Raw genomic sequence first — 24,306 nt, forward strand, 5'->3', positions numbered from 1 at the left:
TATCATCTCTCCTTGGCGGTTAATTGAATGGATTGTTCGTTCAGCAAGCCGGAAACGGAATCCGCGGTTTGCAAAGTTAGATGCGCGGCGGCAAGACCGAATCGGCTGGCGTCCCTGAAAGAATGGTTATGCAGGAAACCATAAGCTACCCCGGCTACGAATGCATCTCCCGCGCCGGTCACTTCGACGATCTGGGTCTGAATCGCCGGGATGAGTAAAGCCCCTTCACTGCTCGAGTACATCACGCCAAGATCGCCGGCGGTAATGAATACATGCAGAACGCCGCGCTTATGGATCGCTTGGGCTAACTCGGTATAGACCGGCTTATCCGTTGGTCTAGCTCCGGCGAGTTCGATTGCTTCCTCCAGATTCGGGAAAATCGCGGTAACCCCGCGTAAGTCATTGGGAAGCTTCTTCGCTTTCTCCGAGGAAACCGGGTCTATGAACAGAGGAAGCCCGCCATCCCGGCATCGCTGCACAAGCTCGCTTAATCCGGCAGCGGGTAAATTCGTATCCGCGACTACCAGCCTGGACGATGCGATGTGAGACCATTTCTCCTGAAGCATCCGCGCGGATAATTTATCGTAGATGTCCATGTCCGCGAATGCGACGAACATTTCCCCGTTCACGTCGAGGAGAGCGGTGTACTTGCCGGTCTTCTCGTCGGGGAGTACGATGGATAAGCTGGTATCTACGCCCGCTCTCGAGGTTTCCTTTAATACGTATTGTCCGGCCTGATCATCACCGACGACGGTCAACAAAGATACTGAACAGTTCAGACGCGCGAGATTCTCGGCAATATTACGCGCAACGCCGCCGCAAGAATCGATAACGTTAGCCGGATTGGACGAAGCGGCACGAATTCGTTGTTTAGTTGTCGCCTTGCTATCTAAATTCGCACCGCCGATGCAAAGAACGGTATTTTCTTCAGCGGTTACGTATGCCCTTCCGCGGATGATTCCCCGTTTGGTCAACGACGCGATATATCCGGCAACGGCGGATCTCGAGATTCCGACATGGCCGGCGATTTCGTTTTGGGAGATAAAAGGATTGTGGCGTATCAGTTCAAGTATCTGTTGTTCGCGATCCATTTGCCTTTCCTCCCTTCAGATCAAAGGTGCTTTACATAGCTTATATTACGTTCAAACAAATGTCTATCGGTAAGACAATTGTTTATTCCAGAAAGAGGGTAACCTATACATGATCATTCCCGAACGCATCGTAGAGGAAATTAGGCAAAGCGCGGTCAATCGCGCCAATGAGGGCATGCTTTCCCCTGCGGCATTGGACTTTATGTACGAAGAAAAGCTCTTCAAGCTATTCGTGCCCAAGGAGCTAAACGGACGAATGCTTCCGTTGCCCGAGGCGCTGCGCGTGTTCGAGCGCGCTTCATGGGCCGACGGGAGCTTCGGCTGGCTCGTAACCATCGGCTCCGGCGGAGGATTTTTCTCGGCGACGCTCCCTCCGGAACAATCCAAGCTATTGTTCGGACATGACAAAGCCGTCGTGGCGGGAAGCGGACACGCGAACGGTATCGCGCGTCCGGTCCAAGGCGGATATGTCGTCGACGGACAGTGGAAGTATTGCAGCGGTTCTACTTATGCCAGCCTATTCACCGCCAATTGCAAGATCGAAGACGGTTCCGGAAAGAATGCCGTCATACGTTCATTTGCTTTCTTGCCCGAGCAGGTTGAGATCATTCGGGACTGGAACGCGTTCGGACTAAAGGCGACGGAGAGCCATTCGATCCGGGTGACGGAGGCTTTCGTGCCGGTAGAACGGACCTTCGATATTATGAGTGATCCTCACTATGACGATCCCATTTTCCGTTATCCGTTCTTGCCCTTCGCCCAAACCTCGTTCGCGGCGGTGTGTCTTGGCATCTGCCGGCATTTCCTGGAGGAAGCCCGCGCATTCGCAACCGCAAAGTTGGCCGACGGGACAAACGTTCGCCCGCAGCACCCGCAACGCATGGAGAAACTGATCCGCACGCTCGGCGAGAAAGAGACTGGACTGCAAGCCGTTGCCGATGAATTATATGAAACTGTGGAACGGACTTGGACGGAATTCATCAAACAAGGATCCATGGAAGATCGAATGGAGATCGAAATCGACGAAATTTGTCGGCGATTATCTATCGATGCATTAGCATATGCGCATGCGATTTTTCCTTTGCTCGGAATGCCTGTTCTGATGGAGGATCATGCGTTAAACCGGATATGGAGAGACCTTCACACGGTAACCCAGCATTCGGTACTCGTTCACGGGAGGGATTAAAGTGGATTCGTTCAAAGCTTTGGTCATCGATAAGAACGGCAACGACATGAAGATAGATATCCGCGATCTGAGTCAAGAGCTGTTGCCCGCAGGTGATCTGACGGTGAAGATCGCCTACTCCAGCGTGAATTACAAAGACGCGCTCGCGAGCGTTCCGAACGGAAACGTCGTTAAAGAGTACCCGTTAATCCCCGGAATCGATCTGGCCGGTATCGTAATCTCAAGCGAACGCGACGGATTTAAAGCGGGTGACGAAATTATAGCGACGGGTTACGGGCTGGGCGTCAGTCATTTCGGGGGATATAGCGAATATGCGAGGATTCCTGCCGAGTGGGCGGTAAAGCTACCTCCGGGATTGTCGATGAAAGAGGCGATGATCTATGGAACGGCGGGATTTACGGCGGCTCTGTCCGTGCTGGCTTTGCAAGAGAGCGGGTTGACGGTCGATAAGGGACCGGTTCTGGTCACGGGAGCAACGGGCGGAGTGGGCAGCGTATCGGTCGCCATTCTTGCTAAGTTGGGTTATGAAGTCGTAGCCAGTACGGGCAAGCAAGACTCGGCGGATGAGTTAACTAGCTTGGGAGCCTCTCGGGTCATATCGAGGGAAGAGCTCATGCCGGCAAAGGCGCGCGTTCTGGAAAAGCCTATCTGGGCGGGAGTCGTCGATTGCGTGGGGGGCAAACAGCTGGCTTCCATTCTTAGCGCCGTGCAGTATGGCGGCGCAGTTGCGATAAGCGGGCTGACGGGAGGAAGCGAATTGCCCACGACGGTATTTCCTTTTATCCTAAGGGGCATTCGGTTGATCGGAATCGATTCCGTCGACGTTGCGATGCAAGCAAGGCAGCAAGCGTGGAAGCTCATGGCTTCCGACTACAAACCCGCTTCCTTGGATTCGATCTGCTCGGAAATTACGTTAGAGCAAATTCCCGAAGCGCTGCAAATGCTTCTTGGCGGAAAGTCGCAGGGAAGAACGGTCGTTAAGCTGTAAAGAGACAGCACGTCTAACCATCTAATTATGTCTAACTAGATTCAATATTGAGCATAAAAAGTCAAAGAAAGACCGAATTGTCTCATATCCCGCTAAGCCTCCCGAGGAGGATAATGAAGGTATCGTCGCGGTTGATCCGCCATTTGAAGCTGACAAAACGTTCATATGGTGGAGTTTCTACTGGCGTTATAAACGGGAAGCGAGTGGGAGCCATGAAGCTGGGCGTAGCCTATTATCCGGAGCACAACAAGCGGGAGCATTGGGGCCGCGATCTGGAGCAGATGAAAGGCGCGGGAATCGAGAGAGTGCGGATTGCGGAATTCGCGTGGTCGAGAATGGAGCCGGACAACGGGGCATTCGAGTGGGCATGGCTGGACGAGTTCATGGCATTGTCCATGGAATACGGCATGGAGGTCATCCTCTGCACGCCGACGGCTTGCCCTCCGATCTGGCTGGTCGAGCAGCATCCCGACGTTCTCCCGGTCAACGATGAAGGGCGGCGCAACGTATTCGGGGCGAGACAGCATCGCTGCTACAATTCTCCGTCCTACTTGAAGTATTCGCTTCGAATCGTGGAGGAGATGGCCGCCCGTTACGGCAAACATCCGAACGCGGTCGCTTGGCAGATCGACAACGAGTTCGGCGGCGAACAGAAAAGATGTTATTGCGACCATTGCAGAGCCGCGTTCCAGTCGGCGATGGAAGCCAAGTACGAGAGCATCGGAGAATTGAACGAGCGTTGGGGCAACGTTTTCTGGTCAATGGAATATCAGACGTTCGCGCAGATTAAGACTCCGATGAAGTATACGGCCGACCTGTCGCTGAAAAATAACCCGAGCCTCGAGATGGAATACTGGCGGTTCTGTTCGGACGCGATCGTAAGCTATTGCAGCGAGCAAGCCCGTCATATACGCAAGCACAACGACGGCGCGAAACGTCCGATCACGACGAACCGGTTTTCCCTGATATGGGGAGACAACGTCCGCTGGCCCGATCTGATGCGGGATATGGACGTCGCCGGCATCGACCTCTATAGCGAGAAGCTGCACGAGATCGCGTTCTACGCGGATTCCAATTACAGCCTGAAGCCGGGCGCTTCGTGGTTCATAGAGTATGGGCCTGGCGTGAACAACCTGCGGGACGGAATGCTTCAGCTGCAAGGCCGCGGCTGCGATTGGATGACGATATTCAAGTTCAAGCCTTTCCCGTTCGGACAGGAGCAAGGCTTGCAAGAGCTGGTCACATTGACTGGGGAGCCAACCGACAGTTATCGGGTGCTCGAACAATGGTCGGCCGGTCCGAACATGGTCGAGGAGAGCCGAGACGCGATGTTCGCTCCATCCGGAGTCGGCATGTACTACCACTTCGAGAGCTCCTGGGCTTACACGATCAGCTTGTGGGGCGCGCAAATCCACCATCGGCTGCATTACCCGAATTACGTGATAGACACGGTTTACAAGAGTCTATATAGGGAAAATAAAGCCCATCGCATCGTATTCTCGCCGGACAACCTGGAAGGACTCCATACGTTGGTCGTCCCATTGCAAATCGTGCATGAGCCGGCGCTGGAAGATGCTCTTCTAAGGTTCGCGGAAAAGGGCGGCCGCCTTGTCGTCACGACCGACCTCTTCCAGAAAAACGCGGAGAACGTCTACTTGAACGATATCTCGCGTTTCTATGTCGAGGTGTTCGGACTATCCTCTTTTATTGCCAAGCCTCTATCGGAGGAACCCGTTCAAATTCGCCGGAGCTACGGCAAGGGACAGGTTCTGTTGGTGAAAAAAGACGCGACGTTGGCCGAATGGGAAAGCGTCGTTAACGAGCTTAATCTTTAATGTTCTAAAGATACAAATAAGGACGCCTAGAGACGGTACAAGTCTCCGAGGCGTCCTTTCTTTCAAACCGTCTATTTTATTCGATTTTCTCCATGTCCACGCGTGTCGAGAAGAACGTAGCGCCGCCGCCCATATCGGATAACCGCTGCGAGGTCAGCGAGTTGACGGCTTGAACGCCTTCGTTGCCATGCTCCCACCATAAGCCTTGGGTAACGAGTACGCCGGGCAATACGTTGTTGGCGACCTTCACGGCGATGCGGCATTCCCCGCGCTCGTTCCAGATGCGGACCCGATCTCCGTGTTGCAGCCCTCTAGCTGCGGCGTCCTCGGCATTCATGTCCGCGGTCGGCTGCTTCTCGAGCCGCTTCAGCCGGTCTTGGTTGCCGAAGGTCGAATTGATGAAGCTGTGATTCGGACCGGTCACGAGCAGGAACGGAAGCTCCTCCGGCTCTTGGATCGGTACGTATTCCGGAACCGGAGGAAGACCCGCTCTCCGCATGGCTTCGGAATAGAATTCGATTTTGCCCGAAGGCGTCGGGATCCGATCCGGGAACATCGACGGCTTATCCAGCTTCATTTTCGCCCAGCCGTCCCGCTCCAATTGCTCGTAAGTAAGTCCGTTTAAGTAAGGACTATTGCGATCTAGCGCTTGCCGGATCATCTGCTCTTCGGTGATGTCGAAGATTTCCGCCTCGAAGCCCATTCGCATGCCGAGCTCCTTGAACAAGGTGAAGTTGGATTTGCATTCTCCCATCGGCTCGAGAATCGGTTCGTGCAGCTGAAGGTATAAGTGCCAGTAGGAAGCGTATAGGTCGCGATTCTCGAAGTGGCTCGTCGCCGGCAGAACTAAGTCCGCGTATTGGCAGCTGTCAGTCAAGAACAAGTCGTGCACGACGGTGAACAAATCCTCACGCATCAAGCCTTGACGGACCCGATTCTGGTCGGGCGCCACAACGGCCGGATTGCTATTGTAGACGAACATGAAATCGACGGAAGGCTCCGAATCGAGCAATGCTTCTCCCAAGCGATTCATATTGATCGAGCGAACGTTGCGATCGGGCATGAGATCCGGGCGCTCCAGCTTATAGCTGTTGACCGCGGAATAATAACCGTTGCCCTTGAGCGCGCCGCCGCCAAGCTTGCCCCACTGCCCAGTCAGCGCGGGAAGGCATGCGATGGCCCGCACGGCCATTCCGCCGTTATCGTGGTGCTGAAGGCCGTTGCCGATCCGGATGAACGATGGCGAAGCGTTCCCGTAATCGCGGGCCAATTGCGTAATCGCGTCGGCAGGTATGCCCGTGATTTGCGACACTTTATCTGGTGGATACAGCTCCGCTTGGGCGACAAGCTCTTCGTACCCCTTCGTATAACGGGCGATGAATTCGGGATCCGTCAGGCCTTCTTTAATAAGCACGTGCATCATTCCGAGCGCCAGAGCCGTATCCGTTCCCGGGAGGATTCCGATGAATTCGTCCGCCCACGCGGACGTTCTGTTGCGGTGGACGTCGATATGAACGATCTTGGCGCCTCTCTTGCGAGCCTCGGTCAAATAAACGACTTGGTGCATGTTGGTAGAGACGATATTGCAGCCCCACACAAGCACGTATTTCGAATGCACGGTATCCTCGGGATCGATACCCGCCGCGGCTCCCATCGTATAACGGTATCCCGCAGAGCCGGCCGCGTTGCATATGGTCCTCTCCAATTGGCTGGCGCCGAGGCGATGGAAGAATCGGCGATCCATTCCTTCGGCATTGAGAATCCCCATGTTTCCGTAGAAGCTGTAGGGAAGAATAGACTCCGGTCCTTTTTCCGCAAGCGTGTCTCTCATCCGCCGAATGATTTCCTCGTAAGCTTCATCCCAGGTAATGCGTTCGAACTCCAGCGTTCCTTTGGGGCCGATCCGTCGCATCGGATGAAGGATTCGATCGGGATGATAAACGCGCTCGCGCAGATGGCGCACTTTGTTGCATATCGCGCCTTGGGTAACCGGATGCTCCGGATTTCCGTCGATGGATTCGATAACTCCGTCTTGCATCGTCACGTGTAAACTGCAAGCGTCCGGACAGTCGAAGGGACATACCGAGCGGACGATTTTGGTTTCGGTGGTTGTTGGCATGCTTACGATCACGCTCCAATTCTTGCTCCCTGCATACTTCGTTCCATATAGCCCAGTATACCGTAAAAAAATAAAGAGTTATATTCGAAAAATAAAGGAAATAGCTTCCTTTTACCGAACATATGTACTGAGTATCGATAATCTGTCAGGAGGGGACTTCTTGGCCAAGCGAGTGAAATTGTTGGTAGGAACGAACAAGGGCATTTTTGTCTATTCCTCGAATGAAGAACGGAAAGATTGGAAGCTTAGCGGACCCTTTCTTAGCGGATGGGAAGCGTACAGCGTGCTTGGGGACAGCCGCAACGGGCATGCTTTGTTCGCGGGAACCTCGCATGCGGCATACGGACCGTCGATCCGGGTCAGCTACGATTTCGGAGAATCTTGGACTCAGATCGAAGATGGTCCGCGGTATTCCGAGGAGAGCGGATTCTCGCTCAATCGGATCTGGCAGTTAGTGAAGGGGGCGCCGACGCAACCGAATACGCTCTATGCGGGCGTCGAGGAAGCGGGAATCTTCGTCAGTCACGATCGCGGCATCACTTGGAAAGAGCTTAGCGGGTTAACGAGTCATCCGACTCGTCCCGGTTGGTTCCCGGGAGCGGGCGGAATGTGCTTGCATACGATCATCGTGGATCCTAACCGCCCGCAGAGAATATGGGTGGCGATATCGGCGGTTGGCGTGTTCCGGTCGGATGACGGGGGGGAAACCTGGCAAGCCCGCAACGCGGGCCTGGCGCGCGTTCCTACCGGCCAGCCTTTCGATAAAGTCGGCTATTGCATTCATAAGATGGTTACGGATCCCGACAACACGGACAACCTCTACATGCAGGAGCATTGCGGCGTTTTCCGGTCCGAAGACGGCGGAGATAGCTGGATTCCCTTCGAGGAAGGCCTGACGCTGAGAGAAGGGGATGAGCCGTTCGGCTTCCCGTTCTGCGTATCGCCGACGGGCGACCTGTTCATCATTCCTCTCGAGAGTTCGGAGCAACGTTCGATGCGGGACGGCAAGCTGCTCGTGTACCGCAGGCACCGGGACGAGGGAGAATGGCTTCCGATCGGCGACGTGCTACCCGATGAGCAAAGGCATGTCAGCGTGCTTCGCGACGCCATGTCGGTCGATTCCATGGATCCCTACGGGATTTATTTCGGCACGACGTCGGGCGAGCTGTTCTGTTCGTTGGACCGCGGCGTGAATTGGCAGCGGCTCCCCGGACAGCTGTCGCGGATTCTGTCCGTCAAGCCATGGATACTGGAGGCGGAGGATGAGGATTGAAATTGGAGTGCCGGGCTTGCTCGCGGATTGCACGGGCGGCAGGGCAAAGTTTCCTCTAGAAGCCGATACATTGAAGGAAGCGGTAGAGCGGTTGTTCGCGGACTATCCGATGCTGAAGCGCCATGTGTACGATGAATCGGGGAAAGTCAGGAAACACGTGCTCCTCTGCTACAACAAAGACAATTTGGATTGGCTGGACAACTGGGAAATTCCGCTCCAGCCCGGCGATAAGTTGTTTGTCATGCAGCTTGTCTCGGGTGGGTAATTTCGGAATGGCAGAATTATTCAGACGATGAATGATCGCCTCCGACAACCGCGTTAACGCGGTTATCGGAGGTTTTTTTTGTACTATTAGACTTACATGCCGCAACGCGGCAGGGTCCACCCCACCCCACTCCACCCCGCCAAAGTCGGTTTTTCCGACTAACGCGCCTTACCCCCACCCCGCCAAAGTCGGTTTTTCCGACTAACGCGCCTTACCCCCACCCCGCCAAAGTCGGTTTTTCCGACGATAACGAGCAGAGACACTCAAAGCGCCTCGCCACCACCCCGCCAAAGTCGGTTTTTCCGACGATAACGAGCAGAAACACTCAACGCGCCTCACCCCAACCCCGCCATAGTCGCTTTTTCCGACGATAACGAGCAGAAACACTCAAAGCGCCCCACCACAACCCCGCCATAGTCGCTTTTTCCGACGATAACGAGCAGAAACACTCAAAGCGCCCCACCACAACCCCGCCAAAGTCGGTTTTTCCTACCATAACGAGCAGGCAGCAGCTATAAGGTGGCCCCTTCATCCGAAAAAGAGACTTTAATCAAATACGTTCAACCAATGGCAGAAGAGCCGGTTTTCTTAACCCGATTCGTAAAGGATATTATTTCTCTGCTTGTTTGGGTAAGAAATATCAGGCAGGGAAACAATGGATTCGACGACGAGGAATAGGGCATTTACGAAGAGGAGGATGGAGTGATGGTCCAACAACAACAGCTCAAGGGCAAAGTAGCGCTAGTGACGGGCGGAGGATCGGGAATCGGTAGAGGCGCCGCGCTCAGATTGGCGGAGCATGGGGCTTACGTGTGCGTGATCGATCGGGAAAGGGAGCGGGCGGAAATCGTAAGAGAGGAAATCGTACACGGGGGTGGCGAAGCCGTTGCGGTCGAAGCCGATGTTTCCAACGCGGATTCGCTCAGGTCCGCGGTCGTTCACGCGGCAGAGCGCTGGGGCAGGCTGGATATCGTCTTTGCCAACGCGGGCATCAACGGAACCTGGACCACGATCGAGGATCTCATGGAAGAGGATTGGGATCGGACGATAGACATCAACCTCAAGGGGACTTTTCTCACATTGAAATATTCCATTCCCTATCTTAAGCGACAAGGAGGAAGCGTCATCATCACGAGCTCCGTTAACGGCAACCGCATCTTCTCGAACATCGGGGCAAGCGCTTATAGCACGAGCAAAGCCGGGCAGGTTGCTTTCATGCAGATGGCGGCGTTGGAGCTGGCGGAATTCGGAATCCGGGTAAATGCCATATGTCCCGGGGCGATCAAGACGAATATCGGCCAGAACACGAATAGGACGGCCGAGGCGGAAGCGGCGGCTATTCCGGTGGAATTTCCCGAAGGCTCGAGTCCGCTCGAGCATCATGCGGGTTCCCCGGAGCAGGTTGCGGATCTCGTATTGTTCCTTGCTTCGCCTCAATCTTCGCTTATAACGGGCACGAAAGTGTATATCGACGGTGCCGAGTCGTTGCTGAAAGGGTAACGACATCTAGAAATCGCTAGACATCGTACCGTCTTCCGCGGAGGAAGGCGGTATTTAAGTTGCGCTCTTCACGTTATCGGGAGACCGAAACGTGTCTATGCACAAAGCGGGGTTGTTATCTTATTATATGTAACAAAAGGCGGCGGAATGGTTTGACGCTTGCTCGCATGAGGTGAATAATCGGACTAAAACAGGCAAAAGCCGAAGTCGCAAGACTTGAGAGGGGAGAAGGCGAATGAATAACGTAATGCCGGTTACGAAGCATGTAATGGTAACTTCTCCTCATTATTTGGCTAGCATGGTCGGAGCCAGAATATTGGAGCAAGGAGGCAACGCGTTCGATGCGGCCGTAGCCGTAAGCGCCGCGCTCGGAGTCGTATACCCGCATATGACGGGAGTCGGCGGAGATGCCTTCTTCATGATATATAAGGCAGATTCCAAGGAATTGATCGGCTATAACGGGACGGGCAGATCCGCGGCGCGCGCCGATATTTCCTTCTACTCCAACAAGGGATTAACCGCAATCCCGTTACGCGGGCCGCTTAGCGCCGTAACGGTTCCGGGGATGGTCGATGCTTGGTGGGAGGTCTGGACGGGAAGAGGGAGGCTCTCTTGGGTACAGGTGCTAGAACCGGCCGTCCAATACGCGGAGTATGGGTTTCCCGTCTCCCGCAATCTATACGAATGGATATGCCGGGACGAGGAACTGATTAGGCAAAACGGGGAAATGGAGAAGGTATTCATGCCCGGAGGGATTATCCCGCTCCCGGGAGAAACTCTTATTCAAAGCGATATGGCGCACACTCTCCGGTTACTGCAGCAGGGTGGGCGTGATGCTTTTTATAAAGGCGAAATCTCGGAGCGGATCGTCGCCGACGTCGCGCGGAACGATGGTTTGCTCGATAAAACGGATTTCGTCTCCCATGCCGGCCAATGGGTAGAGCCGATCTCCACGGAATACCGCGGTTACCGGATTTGCCAGATGCCTCCGAATTCTCAGGGCTTCACGGCCCTTATCATGATGAATATGCTCGAGCGGTTCGATTTGAACGCGATTCCGCGCCATTCCGCGAATTATTATCACCTGATGACGGAAGTCGTCAAGAGAGCGTTTCGCGAACGCGATCTCTATCTGACGGATCCGGAATTCGCGGATATTCCGTTGGAACGTTTGCTTTCCCAAGAATACGCGAATCTTCTTGCGGAGGGGATATCGTTAAATTCAGCGGGCGCTCATCACTCTCCTTTCATGGGGCAGGACACGGCTTACGCCGCTGTCGTGGACGAGGAAGGGAACGGGGTGTCGTTCATTCAAAGCTTGTATTTCGATTTCGGCTCCTGCTATATGCCGGTCGGTACGGGAGTAATTATGCAGAACAGGGGCTCCTTCTTCTCGCTGGATCCCGGACATATCAATTGTCTGCAGCCGGGCAAACGTACTTTTCACACGTTGATGCCGGCCATGGTGTTGAAAGACGGTTTGCCGTATTTGTTATTCGGAACGCAGGGCGGGGAAGGACAGCCGCAAACGCAGCTATCGATCCTGACCGGCGTGCTGGATTACGGCTGCACGATTCAAGAAGCGATTGCGAATCCGAGATGGGTGTACGGCAGAACTTGGGGGCAGGAAAGCGATAGCCTCAAGGTCGAGGGCAGGGTCCCCGATGCGGAGCTTCGTCTGTTGGGAGAGAAGGGCCACGAAGTGGAACGGGTAGAGGATTGGGATTGGATCATGGGCCAAGCGCAAGGGATATTGATCGACCGGAATAAAGGCTGCTTGAACGGGGCTGCGGATCCCCGCGGAGATGGCCTGGCCGTCGGCTGGTAACCGCGATTGTCGTAAAAAAGGTGTTGCGAAAATGAAGTCTTAAGGAGAATCCGTTTGCATTTTAGCCGGGAACCTGATATGATAAGACCTATCGAAATCGTGACCTGGATTCACAAAATGGAAAGGGTTATTATTTTGTAAAACTTAACCCTTTTCATTCTGTGGATTTTTTATTCGTATGAATAAAAAAGTTCATGAGGCAATAGAAGTTGGAGGTGAATTACATGCAAACAGGTACAGTGAAATGGTTCAATGCAGACAAAGGCTTCGGTTTCATCGAGGTTGAAGGCGGCAACGACGTATTCGTGCATTTCAGCGCGATCACGGGTGAAGGCTTCAAAACTTTGGACGAAGGACAACGCGTTCAATTCAATGTGGTACAAGGCAACCGCGGACCACAAGCGGAGAACGTTGTTAAACTGTAAATCCAGTACAAAAATGCCCTTAACGGTTAGTTAAGGGCATTTTTTTTGGTTATGCTATATAGGAAAAGGAGGCTCGTCCATGTACTCACGGAAAAAAGTATTCGAAGAAATTCCTGAAGAAATGACGGCGGTCTGGTCCTGCACGAGTGAAGGATGCAATGGGTGGATGAGGGATAATTTCGCATTCGAAACGGTCCCGACCTGCGGGTTGTGCCACACCCCGATGGAAAGCGGTATGAAGATGCTCCCGCAGCTTGTTAACACAAGCAGGGATCAGAAGTCCCTTCGTAAAGGCGTCTCAATCGGATAACCAAGCTATGCAGGAGAGCACCGCGAGAGGTGCTCTTTTTCTTTTGCCCAAATGTCAACTTATATGACTCGAATGCTGATATATAGGTGAATTGGAATAATGTCCGTTGAAAATTGGCGGAGATTGAGTTAAAGTTAAAAATATAAATGTAATTATTCATAACATTTGATCGCGTTCGTGGCGATTATTACCCCGGTTAATGACATCATACGTTAATTAACCATACATTACAAATAAACCAGGAGACAAAGACGTCTCTTGCGAGCTAGAATCCCCCTTTTCCATGCGGTTTGGAATGAGACAACGGAGTCTCTGCTTTATTGGAGTTTCTGTAACGCGTTTCTCATTCTGTCTCATAAGGAGAGCTGCATCATGATTACCTCCGTTTTGTTGCATTTACCCGTATTGTTCGCCAACCAAGCCATGACGGCAAAATTCATGAATCGAAATACGTTCGCACCGCTCGCCCTCTCTTTAAGCGATGGTTTTCCGGGAGGGTGGACGAATGAATAAACAGAAGCTGGTGCTCGTCGGAAACGGGATGGCAGGCGTTCGTTGCGTCGAAGAAATCATTAAGCTGGAACCCGAGGCTTACGATATTACGATCTTCGGCGGCGAGCCTCACCCTAACTATAATCGCATCATGTTATCCAAAGTGTTGCAAGGAGACACGCGGATCGCCGACATCACGATCAACGATTGGAATTGGTATAAGGATAACGGCATAACTTTGCATGCCGGCGATCCTATCGTCAAGATAGACGCGACGGCAAGAACGATCGCGAGCTTCAAGGGAGTAGTCGTACCCTATGATCGCTTGATCTTGGCCATGGGCTCGCTTCCCTTCATGCTTCCGCTCCCCGGATCGGATTTGCCCGGAGTGACCGCGTTCCGTGATATTAGTGATTGCAATACGATGATGGATGCATCCCGCAAATACAAGAAAGCCGTAGTAATCGGCGGGGGGTTGCTCGGTCTTGAGGCGGCCCGGGGGCTGCTCAATCTCGGAATGGAAGTCGACGTCGTGCATATCAACTCTCATATCATGGAAAGGCAGTTGGATTCGGACGCGGCGGAGATGCTGAGGAAGGAACTGGAGAATCAAGGCATGCGGTTTCTGCTCGGCAAGCATACCGAACGAATCCTGGGCAGGAAAAGAGTAGAGGGCCTCTTGTTCAAGGACGGCACGAGGGTCGCGGCCGATCTGGTCGTCATGGCCGTCGGCGTCAGGCCAAACGTAAAGCTCGCGGCGGAAGGCGGCATCGAGGTTAATCGGGCGATCGTCGTTAACGACCGGATGGAGACGAATATTCCGGGAGTCTATGCCGTCGGCGAATGCGCGGAACATCGCGGCATGGTTTACGGCCTCGTCGCGCCCCTTTACGAGCAGGGGAAAGTGCTGGCCAAGGCGATCTGCGGATTGGATACGGAAGGTTATCAAGGTTCGGTTTTATATTCTCAACTCAAGGTGTCCGGCGTTGAAGTATTCTCGGCCGGGGAAATCCGTGATGCCGAGTGCGACGCGAACTTCAAGCTGCAGGACGGAATTCGCAAACGGTATAAAAAAATCACCTTCAGAAATAACCGTATCGTGGGCGCCGTCTTGTTCGGTGACAGTAGCGAGGGTAACAAGCTCCTCGGGTACATCAAGCAAGGTGCCGACGTCTCGGTGCTGGATCGAGAAGCCGGCGCCGGGACGGATTCCGATGATGACGCGATTCATGCGATGTCCGACAAAGAAACGGTATGTTCTTGCAACGGGGTAAGCAAAGGGGCGATCGCGACGGCTATCCGGGAGGACAAACTCGAAACCTTCGAGGAGGTCAGGGAATGCACGAGAGCCTCTAGCTCATGCGGAGGTTGCAAGCCGTTGGTTGCTTCTATCTTGAGAATAACCCTGTCGAGCGAAGAGTCGGACATACAGAAGCGAACCGTGTGCGAGTGCACGAATCTCGATCATGAGGAATTGAGGAAAGCCGTTCAGTCGAATCGATTCATTAATTTACGCGAAGCCCGATTAGGTCTAGGATGGAAGAGCGAAGAGGGCTGCTCGGTTTGCAATCCCGCGCTTAATTATTATATAGGCCAACATTACCAAGGAGTCTCGTTCGAGGCGGCCATACCGCTAGCGGACGGCACGTATTCCGTCGTTCCTAGGATTCACGGGGGTTTGGTTCGGCCCGAGCATTTGCGCAGAATCGCTTATGTCATCGATAAATACGATGTGCCGCATGCGAAAGTCGGAGGCGCCCGCTTCGAATTGTTCGGAATTCCCCGCGAAAGTCTGGGGCAGTTGATATCGGAATTAGGATTGCCCGTAGCGAACGCCAGCCACGGCGGCTACCCGATCGCGGTAACGGCGTGCGAAGGCTTGCGATACGACCGGTTTGCCTTTAGGGATTCCGTAGCCATGGCTGTCGCTCTCGAACGCCAAGTCGAGGGCATGCATTTGCCGACGCCCTTGTCTGTTGCCGTATCCGCCAGCCCACTTCATCGGGCAGGGACGTTAACCCGGGATGTCGGTTTGGTCGGAGCGCCTGGCGGCTGGGAGATTTATGTCGGAGGCAGCACGCGGGACTCCGTTCTGCAGGCGCGGTTACTCGATACTCCGTCCGAGGATCAAGCGGCGCTGGAATTAGCGGTCGCTTTCTTGCAGGCTTACCGGGAGCAGGCGCATTACGGCGAAACGACCTGGAACTGGATCGATAGGGTGGGACTTGTCGCGCTAAGGGAGCAATTGTTTGACGAAGCTTACCGATACGGGTTGATCGAGCAAGCGGAGGCGGATCGAATGGGCGGTTTGGAGAAAATAACGGAGCGGCAGCCAACGGTCGCGCAGGGACGGGTGGAGTAAATGAATCGTAACGAGAGGTCGATTGCGGCGCAAGCCGTACGCGGGGAGTCCGTATTCGATACGCAATGTCCGTTCTGCAGCGTGCAGTGCAAGATGCAGGTGATCGAGCATAGAACGGGTACCGAACGGCCGACGTATACGGTCATTCCTAAGCCCAATGCCGCTTCGGAAGGCAGACTATGCATCAAGGGGATGAATGCGTACCAACACGCGCTTACCGCGGAGCGAATTCTTCACCCGATGGCTAGAATCGACGGGGAGCTCGTTCGGATTTCGTGGGAGGAAGCCTACGAAAGAATCCGCCATAAATTCACGGAGTTGCGCGGTCGCTACGGGTATGACTCTATCGGGGTATACGGAGGAGGATCGCTCACCAACGAATCCGCTTATTTGCTCGGCAAATTCGCCAGAATTGCGCTTGGAACCAAATATATCGATTACAACGGACGGTTCTGCATGTCCGCGGCAGCATCGGCCGGCAATAAAACCTTCGGCATGGATCGAGGCTTGACGAACCCCTTATCCGATATACCGCTAGCCAAGTGCATCATCCTAGCCGGAACGAATATCGCGGAATGCCAGCCGACGTTGATGCCGTATTTCACGAGAGCGAAGGAAAACGGAGCATTCGTGATCGTTATCGACCCAAGGGAGACGGGAACGACGGCGATCGCGGATCTTCACTTGAAAGTAAAGCCCGGAATGGATGCCGCTCTCGCGAACGGAATGCAGAAGGTGCTTCTGGAGGAAGGGCTGCTGGATAAGGGGTTCTTGGCGAATAGAACGGTTGGCTTCGAGAAGCTGAAAGCCCATCTGAGGCAATTGAATCTCGATGAAATCGCGGGCTTGACCGGCGTCTCCGAGGAGCTTATTCGCAAGGCGGCGATCGCATATGGCAAAGCCGCGACGGGCATGGTATTTACCGCGCGCGGGGTAGAGCAGCAGACGGACGGATACATGGCGGTCCGAAGCTTCTTGAATCTCGTGCTCATGACCGGCAAGATCGGCAAGCCCGGCTCGGGTTACGGTGCCGTCACCGGTCAAGGAAACGGTCAAGGTGGCCGGGAGCACGGCCAGAAGGCGGATCAGCTTCCGGGATACCGAATGATCGATAATCCGGCGGACCGTGCCTACGTAGCGGGCGTATGGGGCATCGATCCGAGCGAACTGCCGGGCAAAGGCGTCTCCGCTTACGAAATGATGGAGAAGATACACGAAGAGGAAATCCGCGCGTTGTTCGTCATGGGATCCAATCCGCTCGTCTCCAATCCGAATGCCAATTTCGTGGAGGAAGGGTTGAGGAAGCTCGATTACCTGATCGTGGCGGATATGTTTCTATCGGAGACGGCGCGATTGGCCGACTTGATTCTTCCCGTGTCCGCATACATCGAGAACGAAGGCACGTTAACGAATATGGAGGGGCGCGTGCTGCTGCGGGAAGCGAACCGTCTTGTTCCGGGAGAAGCGAAGCATGATTGGCAAATTCTTTGCGATATCGCGGGGAAAATGGGCAAAGGCGAGCATTTCGCGTTCAGGTCGGCGGAATCCGTCTTTAACGAGCTTCGCTTGGCGAGTAAGGGTGGAATCGCCGATTATTACGGCATTACGTACGATCGGCTTCGCAAGGAAGAGGGCGTCTATTGGCCTTGCCCTTCCGCTTCGCACGACAGCTCCGGCAGATTGTTCGAAACGACGTTTGCGCATCCGGGCGGCAAGGCGGACATCGCTAGCGTGGCGAACCATTTGCCGGACGAACCTACGGACGGCGAATACCCTTTAACGCTTACGACGGGGAGGGTGCTTACTCATTATTTGACGGGCGTTCAAACGCGAAGGAGCCATTCCTTGGCCGCCAGGGATTTCGAATCGTTCGTCGAGATCCATCCCCGCACCGCGAGAAAGCTGGGGATCAAGGATCAATCCTTAGTCCGCTTGCGGTCGAGGCGCGGAGACATCGTCGTGAGAAGCCGTTACTCGGCCGGCATAAGGGAAGACGCGGTATTCGTGCCCATGCACTGGGGAGACGTCCAGAACGTGAACAAGGTTACGAATCCCGCTCTGGATCCTACTTGTCGCATGCCGGGGTTCAAATCGTGCGCGGTTAACGTTCTCCCGCTATATCCCGTTGGCCAAGGCGGTTAATCGAACGACACCCCCGACCTTGCACAGGTCGGGGGTGTCGTTCCGTCTTATGAATTTTTCGACTTTGCTATGGAGAATACGACAGTCTTGGTATCCGGATCGATCAGAATATCCACCGCGTAGTCGCCGATAGCGACTTGCTTAGAGGAAACTATCGTGCCGGCTTCTACATGCTTGCAGACTTCGGTAAACCACTTGACGAATGTGGCAGCCTGATAGCCGAACAAATAATTGGAGAACGTCTCGATCGCTTCCTGATTCCTTGCTCGCGTTCCGTCCCGAAGCTGGATCGTGATTCCGTAAGTATTGTATTGAGGGTCGAGCCACAATGCCGCTTCCGCCTGCTGCTTCTGGATCACGGAAGACGAGGAGAGAGCCAGCACGGTATCCTTCTCTTTCTGATCTCTGAACAATCGAAGCGTCGTGTCCAGCAGATCCTGGTTAGTGCCCCGTAATTGGCCGGCTTGCTGCAATATCTCATAGGCATCGCGCATTTTTTGGTCCGGGAATGCGACGGTTTTCTTTCCTCCGCCTATCGTAGGAACGGCGAGCAATAAGCTGCTGTCGGCATCGGATACCTCGACCGGGATCCTCTTCGTTTTCTCCGTTAGTCGGTTCAACAACACGAGGGATTGCGCGCGGGTAACTTTATCGCCGACTCCAAAATAGCCGTTCGGGTAGCCTTGCATGATTCCTTTGGCAAGCGCCTCGGCGATGAACTTCTGCTCGCGTTCCGATGCGCTGATTAAATCACCGTAAGATTGCGCCAGTTGTTGACTATACTGAGAGTCCTCCAGAAACTCGGTTTCTTGGAGCGTATAATAGAGGATTTCCGCCACGTTTTCTCTTGTCATATCGCTTTGGAAGTCGCTGTATCCGCTTTTGTTCAAAAAATGAAGGTCGCTCGCGACGTCGATGAAGGGCTTGGCCCAATATCCGACTGTGGCGGGCTTGAAATCGAAATAGCGATAATCCTGTTTGAGGATGGCTTGATTTTCGGCGCTTAATGAGGGCGGGAAGGCGGCATTCCAGCTACGTTCGCCGTTCTGATGCATCTCCGTGTAGGAGAGAACGAGCATCTTGATGAACTGATCTACCGTTACCGGTTGATCCGGCTGGAAGGAGCCGTTCGGGTATCCGTCGAGAATACCTTTGGCCACCATTTCCGTTATCGTTTTTTCAGCCCAATGACCTTTAATATCGTTAAAGGGTAATGCTTGCCGCTCTTGCGCATGGATAGGGCTAGCTATGCACATTAATGCGATGATGATGCCGAATATTGTCCCGCGACGCATGAGGATCCTCCTGATTATCGATTGCCATATGATCGGCTTTATAAGCTAAACATACATGGGATAACCTTGGACACAGTCGGGACGACTATTGTGGCAATCGGTTTTGAGCGGCTTAAGTTGTGTTTAGAATGGGTCTTGAGGCATGCAACCCGCATAGGGCTTGATGTTGATGGCAGTAACGAGAGGAACGCGAAATGTTCAGACCTGCTTCGGTTTCTTCCGGAACAGCGACACGAAGGAGACCAGAAGCAAAGGAATCGTTGCGCAGATGAGCCCCCATAACGGGTGGATGCTTGTAACGATGAAGTTCCAATTGGCTTCGCCGCGTATGCCGACCGAGATAGAGATGATCGTGCAAAATAACGCAAGCGGAAAGATCAACTGGCGGTTTTCCTTGGGCAACCCGAGTATTTGAGTCAACGTAATGTTCGCCAAAAAGAGAACGATAGAAGCCTTCATGAACGAAGCGACGATCATGGAATAACCCATCAGAGCTTCGAGTCGCTGAAAAATTTCCGTGATTTCAATGGTGCGCGCCACTTCGAACATGGAATATTTACGTTCGCCCGCGATAGGGCCGAAGGTAAGTATCGTAGCTAAGGTCACAAGAATCAAGAATACGGCATTCAATAAAATCGCGAAAGCCAACTTGCGTCCCGTTCGATCGCCCGCCTTCAAACGAACGTAAGGAATGATCATGGCGAATAGGACGATCTCCCCGTATGGAAAGCCGTATATGAAATAAGTACCGTGCAGCAGGGGCTTGATCCCTTCGTCGAAGACGGGGAGCAGATAGTGCCAATCGTAGCCGGGAATGGCAAGCGATATATTGAAGACGACGAATATCATGACGCTGAGAATCAATAAGCCGAACATGCCGGCGAACTTGCCGACCCCGACTCGAATGGTCATGGAGACCGCCAAGAAGATCAGGATAACGAAAATAGTATAGTCGGTATCCCGCATCATGGAGCTATTGAGGAACATGGCAATATCCATCACGATGGCGGCAGCCATGTGGATCAGGTAGGTGAGGATTAGCATTCCGAGCAAGAGGGCGATAGGTTTGCCGATGAGCTTGGAGCTGTATTGAATAAAGTTCAATCCGGGATAGCGGCGGGCTAGACGCATAATCAGAAGGAGGACCAGCAATCCTAGCATGGCCGCGCAGATAATGCTGATCCAAGCCGCGTTGTGACTGAAAAAAATAAGGGGCGCCGGAATGTTGATAATCGATGAACCCGTCAGGAAAACGAATAATAATACGGCTAGCTGGTTAGGGGTGAGCATGTTTTTCACTAAGAGTTCACCCTTTCGGATTCAGGTAAGCGAGTATGGATTCCGCGGCGCCGCCGAAAATAAGGTTGGCCATGTCGTAATAGGAATAGGAGTAAAGCCAACCTTTAAATATGGATAGGTGATAGGCAGAGAGCAGTAATAAGACTACGTAGACGAATTTAACCCTTTTGGATGCTCCTCCTAGTTTTTCCGAGTACAAATCGTAAGTCAGAAAAGCGATGAATACAACGCCGAGCATGAAGTACATCATTAACTTCACCTAGTTCCGATTGATGGGTTTGCCGATGTTCGTGCCCGTGGTCAAGATCGTGACGTTAGCATGCACCTCGTAGCTGGCGCGCGAGAATCTAGATGGCCAATCGGGCTTCCACTGCTTCCATAAACGCGGCTTTTTCTGAAACAGAACGTTTCCCGCTCCGACCAAATCGAATCGCTTTTCCAGCATCCACTCCATGCTGTCGCTCATGCTTTGCTCGATCGCATCCTGCACTCGGGCTTGAAATTTCATTTCGTCCATGATGGTGAGGTTTTGCCCGCATACTAACTCGGATATGGCTACGTAAGCTTTGGTTTTGAAAATAAGATGGGGCTTGTCTCCGTTTAACTTAACCTCCATATCGTTGTGAATTCGAATCACTTCGACCGAATCTTCTTGAAGCATGAGGGTGTCGGTACCACGTTGTTCCTCGCAGGGGACTTCGATCACTCCGGATCGGTATGTGTCCCTTAACATCAGCAGCCCTTCCATTAGGGACGCGGGGATAAGCTCCTTCACAAGACCGTCGGCAAGGACGGCAGACCCCGCTACGTTAGGAGTGGTCACGTTCCGAATTTTCTGTTCGTACAAATAAGGGATCAATGCGACGGCGGTTTGGCTCTGGGCTTGCTTGGCCAGATCCAGCAGGCTTAAAGTCGAGGTTTTGCCGGCCAGCTCGTTGGACTCCTTTTCGCTTAGGAAATATTGCTGGCTGACCGAGTTCTCGATATAAGGGGTCGTATTCAAATAATCGGAAGCTCTGCCTTTCGTGACGAGCAAATGGGAAGTCAAACGCGGCTCGTGATCCCTGTAGAAGAAGTCGAGCAAGCTAAGCAACGGAAGCTTCCGGGCTAACGCCTCGCTGACCAAGAGAACGCGCATATGGCTCCACTGGGCTCTGCGGCCCAGATGGATCGTGATATCGCGCACGGCTTCGATGAGAGATTGGTCGTGGGCTTGAATGTTAATAAAAGCTTTGGTCGTCTTCCCCTTGCCCGTTATGGCTTGGGAGGGTTTGAAGAGCTGCACCGTAAGACTGAGCTCTCCGTTCTCGAACTCGTCTATCGCGACTCCCATCACGAATCCTTTTTGCGGCAGCTCGGCCTGGTCCCCGCAAGCGGTCAATAGCAAAGCGCAAAGGATAAAAGCGGAACCGACTATTTTAAGCGATCGTGATCTCATGGCGAGCTCCCTCTCTTGCCGGATTTCAGTCGGTGCTAGGAGGCTTGGTCCGACGGATGAGCGCGGGAAGTTTGGTGCGGATTAAAGTGTCGCGGAATTGGCGTGGCTTCCACGGGGCTATCGTCGTCAAGTAAGGGACGTTCAAGGAAGTTAGATTGACGAGATGGAGCCAGATGAACAAGTAGCCCAACAGGATGCCGAATCCCCCGAGCATGGCCGATAACGCCATTAACGGGAATTGAATTAAACGTAATGCAATGGAAAGGTTATATTGCGGCAAGGAAAACGATGCGATACCGGTTAAAGACACGACGACGACCATAATGGGAGAAGCGATACCGGCATTGATGGCGGCTTCTCCTATGACGAGCGCGCCGACGATGCTCACCGCCGATCCGACCGGTCGGGGCAACCGTATCCCCGCCTCCTTGAGAAGCTCGAAAAAGAACACCATGATGACGGCTTCCATAAAGGCGCCGAAAGGGATCCCTTCGCGAGAATCGATGATCGCGAGCAAGAGGACGGTCGGAATCAGCTCCGTATGAAACGTGGACATGGCGATGTAGATGCTTGGAAGGGAAATGGCGATCAACAACGCGACTAGCCTCAGCCAACGAATGAAGTTCGATACTAGCACCCTTTGATAATAGTCTTCGCTGGATTGCAGAAATTCAAAGAATAGCCCTGGACAAACGAGAATGGAACCCGAGCCTTGGGACAAAACGAGAATTTTACCGTTAAGCAAAGCGGCAGCCGCGACATCGGTTCTCTCCGTGTAACGAAATTGAGGGAACGGGGATAAGGGGTAATCCTCTATTAGTTCCTCGATATACGAAGGGTCAAGGATTTCTCCCGGGCCGATCTTATTTATGCGAAGCTTGAATTCTTTCAGCAACTCAGGATCGACGACGCCTTGAATGTACATATAATTAATGGTCGTATTCGAATATCCGCCTGACTTAAATGCCTCGATCTTCAAGGCCGGACTTTGGATTCGCGTGCGAATCATTCCGATGTTCTTCAGCAGATTTTCGACGGTGCCTTCGCGGGGCCCTTGAACGACGGGCTCCGTCTCGGGCTCCGTAACCTGCCGGGTTTCCATATCCTTGGCTTCGTAGCAGACCGCCTTGTCCCAGCCTTCCAAGAAAATGACGACGTTGCCTTGAAGAATGCGCTGGTCGATGACGGACCATTTGCTTTCGATGCTGGCCGATTCCGTGGAAGCGCCCCGGCCTTCGAAAAACCGGATCAGCATCTCCGGCTTTACTTCCGTTCCGGGACCTACGTCGTGTTCGACTAGATCCTGCAGAGAGCGCCGCATGTAATTGATTTTCTTATTGTGGATGATCGATTTGAGATAGACGGTCACCGACGTGCTTTTCAGTTCGGGGCCGTATTGCCACCGAATGAACTCGAAGTCGTTGCTTAAGCTGAAGGTTTGCTGCAGCCTGACGATATTCGTTTTTAAATGCTTGGATAGATGGTCGGCGGTCATCGAAGTCACCTCCGGTCGGACGGATTAAGGCGTATGTAAAGTTTCCCAATACCGACGCGATTTTATGCAGATAGCGCAAAAAAACCGGTCCCAATCGGGACCGGTTTCGCGAAGCGCCGTTATGCGCTTTTCTCTTTGCGTGCTTCCTCGATTTGTTGCTTTAGCTCCGTCCGTTCGTCGTCTTTAAGAATCGGACAGGTATAACATTTCGTTCCGCTCTCTCGTTTATAGTACATGCAGCATGCCGATCGGAGTATGATTTGCCCGCCGGGCTCATAGGGACTGTCGAGATAGCAGGGAGTATGTACGTATGGATTTTTCCTTCGGTTGAAGGTTTCTCCCGGCATGTTCTCAAGCAAAGAGAAATCTTCGTTAACGCGGTCTCTAAGCGGACCTTCCGGGATCATTTTCCTTACGTAATCCATGAGGTAAGCGGCGCGGGCGCCATATTGATTCCAAATGAGGGGGGATTTCAGTCCCGCGGCGGCAGCCGCTGCCTCGATTAACGGGTTCATCGTATCCGCGAAGTAACGGGCCCATTCCGATTGGACGGCCTCGGCTCGGCCTTCCGCAGGTAGGTCCGTCCACTTCAGTTCGCCGATCTTGAATACGACATGGGCGTGATCGCCATGGGATTCAAGCTGTATGGTCAAGTTTTCCATCGATAGGTCCAATATCCGGTCATATTGCGTCATAATTAATTGCTTGGTGGCGGCCAAACCGAAAAAGGCGAGTCCGATAAAAGAAACCCCGATTTCCAATCCGATTCCCTTTACTAAGGCGGAGCCTCTTTGCAAAAGGTCTTTCATGGTTTCGTGCACTAGTATATCCGCGACGGGCACGGAGATAAGCGGGTTATCCGACCCTTTAACGGAAATGTGGAAATGTTCTTCGAACAAGCGTAAATCCAATGAAATCCCCACCTCATTAAAATGATTATGATAATCATTATCATATGCTCTA

Annotated in this window: 20 protein-coding genes; 12 read left to right on the top strand and 8 right to left on the bottom strand. The window is 53.2% G+C overall.

The features are described 5' to 3' along the window. Positions 1-2: 2 nt before the first annotated feature. Positions 3-1,091, bottom strand: coding sequence for a carbohydrate kinase (locus DFP95_RS04500; RefSeq protein WP_115991404.1), 1,089 nt, complete (start codon positions 1,089-1,091; stop codon positions 3-5). Between the two features lie 109 nt (positions 1,092-1,200). Between DFP95_RS04500 and DFP95_RS04505 the strand changes: the two genes are divergently transcribed. The 3 genes from DFP95_RS04505 (at position 1,201) to DFP95_RS04515 (ending at position 5,100) form a co-directional block, all read left to right on the top strand. Next, positions 1,201-2,277, top strand: coding sequence for an acyl-CoA dehydrogenase family protein (locus tag DFP95_RS04505; RefSeq protein ID WP_115991405.1), 1,077 nt, complete (start codon positions 1,201-1,203; stop codon positions 2,275-2,277). 1 nt (position 2,278) lies between these two features. Then, positions 2,279-3,265 (top strand): acrylyl-CoA reductase family protein, encoded by a 987-nt coding sequence (locus DFP95_RS04510; protein WP_115991406.1) that lies wholly within the window; start codon positions 2,279-2,281, stop codon positions 3,263-3,265. 113 nt (positions 3,266-3,378) lie between these two features. Beyond that, positions 3,379-5,100 (top strand): beta-galactosidase, encoded by a 1,722-nt coding sequence (locus tag DFP95_RS04515; protein WP_115991407.1) that lies wholly within the window; start codon positions 3,379-3,381, stop codon positions 5,098-5,100. Positions 5,101-5,176: 76 nt separating this feature from the next. On the opposite strand, the gene DFP95_RS04520 is transcribed toward DFP95_RS04515, so the two are convergent. After that, positions 5,177-7,219, bottom strand: coding sequence for a molybdopterin-containing oxidoreductase family protein (locus DFP95_RS04520; protein ID WP_115991840.1), 2,043 nt, complete (start codon positions 7,217-7,219; stop codon positions 5,177-5,179). Between the two features lie 160 nt (positions 7,220-7,379). On the opposite strand from DFP95_RS04520, the gene DFP95_RS28625 reads away from it, so the two are divergent. From DFP95_RS28625 to nasC, 9 genes are all read left to right on the top strand, one after another. Continuing rightward, a complete protein-coding gene (locus DFP95_RS28625; RefSeq protein WP_181907249.1) occupies positions 7,380-8,492 on the top strand; it encodes a WD40/YVTN/BNR-like repeat-containing protein in 1,113 nt (370 codons plus the stop codon). Next, the gene (locus DFP95_RS04535; RefSeq protein ID WP_115991408.1) at positions 8,482-8,757 is read left to right on the top strand and encodes a MoaD/ThiS family protein; all 276 of its coding nucleotides are present in this window, start codon (positions 8,482-8,484) and stop codon (positions 8,755-8,757) included. Before DFP95_RS28625 ends, DFP95_RS04535 begins: the two co-directional genes overlap by 11 nt. Positions 8,758-9,462: 705 nt before the next feature. Continuing rightward, complete coding sequence (locus tag DFP95_RS04540; protein WP_115991409.1) at positions 9,463-10,257, top strand: SDR family oxidoreductase; 795 nt, start codon at positions 9,463-9,465, stop codon at positions 10,255-10,257. Positions 10,258-10,492: 235 nt separating this feature from the next. Beyond that, a complete protein-coding gene (gene ggt / locus DFP95_RS04545; protein WP_115991410.1) occupies positions 10,493-12,085 on the top strand; it encodes a gamma-glutamyltransferase in 1,593 nt (530 codons plus the stop codon). Positions 12,086-12,309: 224 nt separating this feature from the next. Continuing rightward, entirely contained in the window at positions 12,310-12,510 is a 201-nt protein-coding gene (locus DFP95_RS04550) for a cold-shock protein (RefSeq protein WP_041059099.1), read from the top strand. A gap of 79 nt (positions 12,511-12,589) precedes the next feature. Then, positions 12,590-12,820 carry a cold-shock protein gene (locus tag DFP95_RS04555; RefSeq protein WP_115991411.1) on the top strand — a complete coding sequence of 77 codons (231 nt, stop codon included), beginning with the start codon at positions 12,590-12,592 and terminating at the stop codon, positions 12,818-12,820. Between the two features lie 372 nt (positions 12,821-13,192). After that, positions 13,193-13,333: a hypothetical protein gene (locus DFP95_RS28780; protein WP_181907250.1), complete on the top strand. Its 141-nt coding sequence runs from the start codon at positions 13,193-13,195 to the stop codon at positions 13,331-13,333. Further along, a complete protein-coding gene (gene nirB, locus DFP95_RS04560; RefSeq protein WP_115991412.1) occupies positions 13,326-15,674 on the top strand; it encodes a nitrite reductase large subunit NirB in 2,349 nt (782 codons plus the stop codon). Before DFP95_RS28780 ends, nirB begins: the two co-directional genes overlap by 8 nt. Continuing rightward, the gene (nasC, locus tag DFP95_RS04565) at positions 15,675-17,816 is read left to right on the top strand and encodes an assimilatory nitrate reductase catalytic subunit NasC (RefSeq protein ID WP_115991413.1); all 2,142 of its coding nucleotides are present in this window, start codon (positions 15,675-15,677) and stop codon (positions 17,814-17,816) included. Between the two features lie 47 nt (positions 17,817-17,863). Here nasC and DFP95_RS04570 read toward each other — a convergent pair whose 3' ends face one another. From DFP95_RS04570 to DFP95_RS04595, 6 genes are all read right to left on the bottom strand, one after another. Next, complete coding sequence (locus DFP95_RS04570; protein WP_115991414.1) at positions 17,864-19,111, bottom strand: S-layer homology domain-containing protein; 1,248 nt, start codon at positions 19,109-19,111, stop codon at positions 17,864-17,866. 198 nt (positions 19,112-19,309) lie between these two features. After that, positions 19,310-20,401, bottom strand: coding sequence for a GerAB/ArcD/ProY family transporter (locus DFP95_RS04575; RefSeq protein WP_245987418.1), 1,092 nt, complete (start codon positions 20,399-20,401; stop codon positions 19,310-19,312). Between the two features lie 16 nt (positions 20,402-20,417). Further along, positions 20,418-20,660 (bottom strand): hypothetical protein, encoded by a 243-nt coding sequence (locus DFP95_RS04580; RefSeq protein ID WP_147304131.1) that lies wholly within the window; start codon positions 20,658-20,660, stop codon positions 20,418-20,420. Between the two features lie 9 nt (positions 20,661-20,669). Further along, positions 20,670-21,848: a Ger(x)C family spore germination protein gene (locus tag DFP95_RS04585; protein WP_115991417.1), complete on the bottom strand. Its 1,179-nt coding sequence runs from the start codon at positions 21,846-21,848 to the stop codon at positions 20,670-20,672. Positions 21,849-21,873: 25 nt separating this feature from the next. Next, a complete protein-coding gene (locus tag DFP95_RS04590; protein WP_115991418.1) occupies positions 21,874-23,343 on the bottom strand; it encodes a spore germination protein in 1,470 nt (489 codons plus the stop codon). A 119-nt stretch (positions 23,344-23,462) separates the two neighbouring features. Beyond that, on the bottom strand, positions 23,463-24,254 hold the full coding sequence (locus DFP95_RS04595; RefSeq protein WP_115991419.1) for a (2Fe-2S)-binding protein: 792 nt from the start codon (positions 24,252-24,254) through the stop codon (positions 23,463-23,465). Between the last annotated feature and the right edge of the window lie 52 nt (positions 24,255-24,306).

The organism is Cohnella lupini (genome assembly GCF_003386205.1).
GTDB classification, from domain to species: Bacteria; Bacillota; Bacilli; order Paenibacillales; family Paenibacillaceae; genus Cohnella; species Cohnella lupini.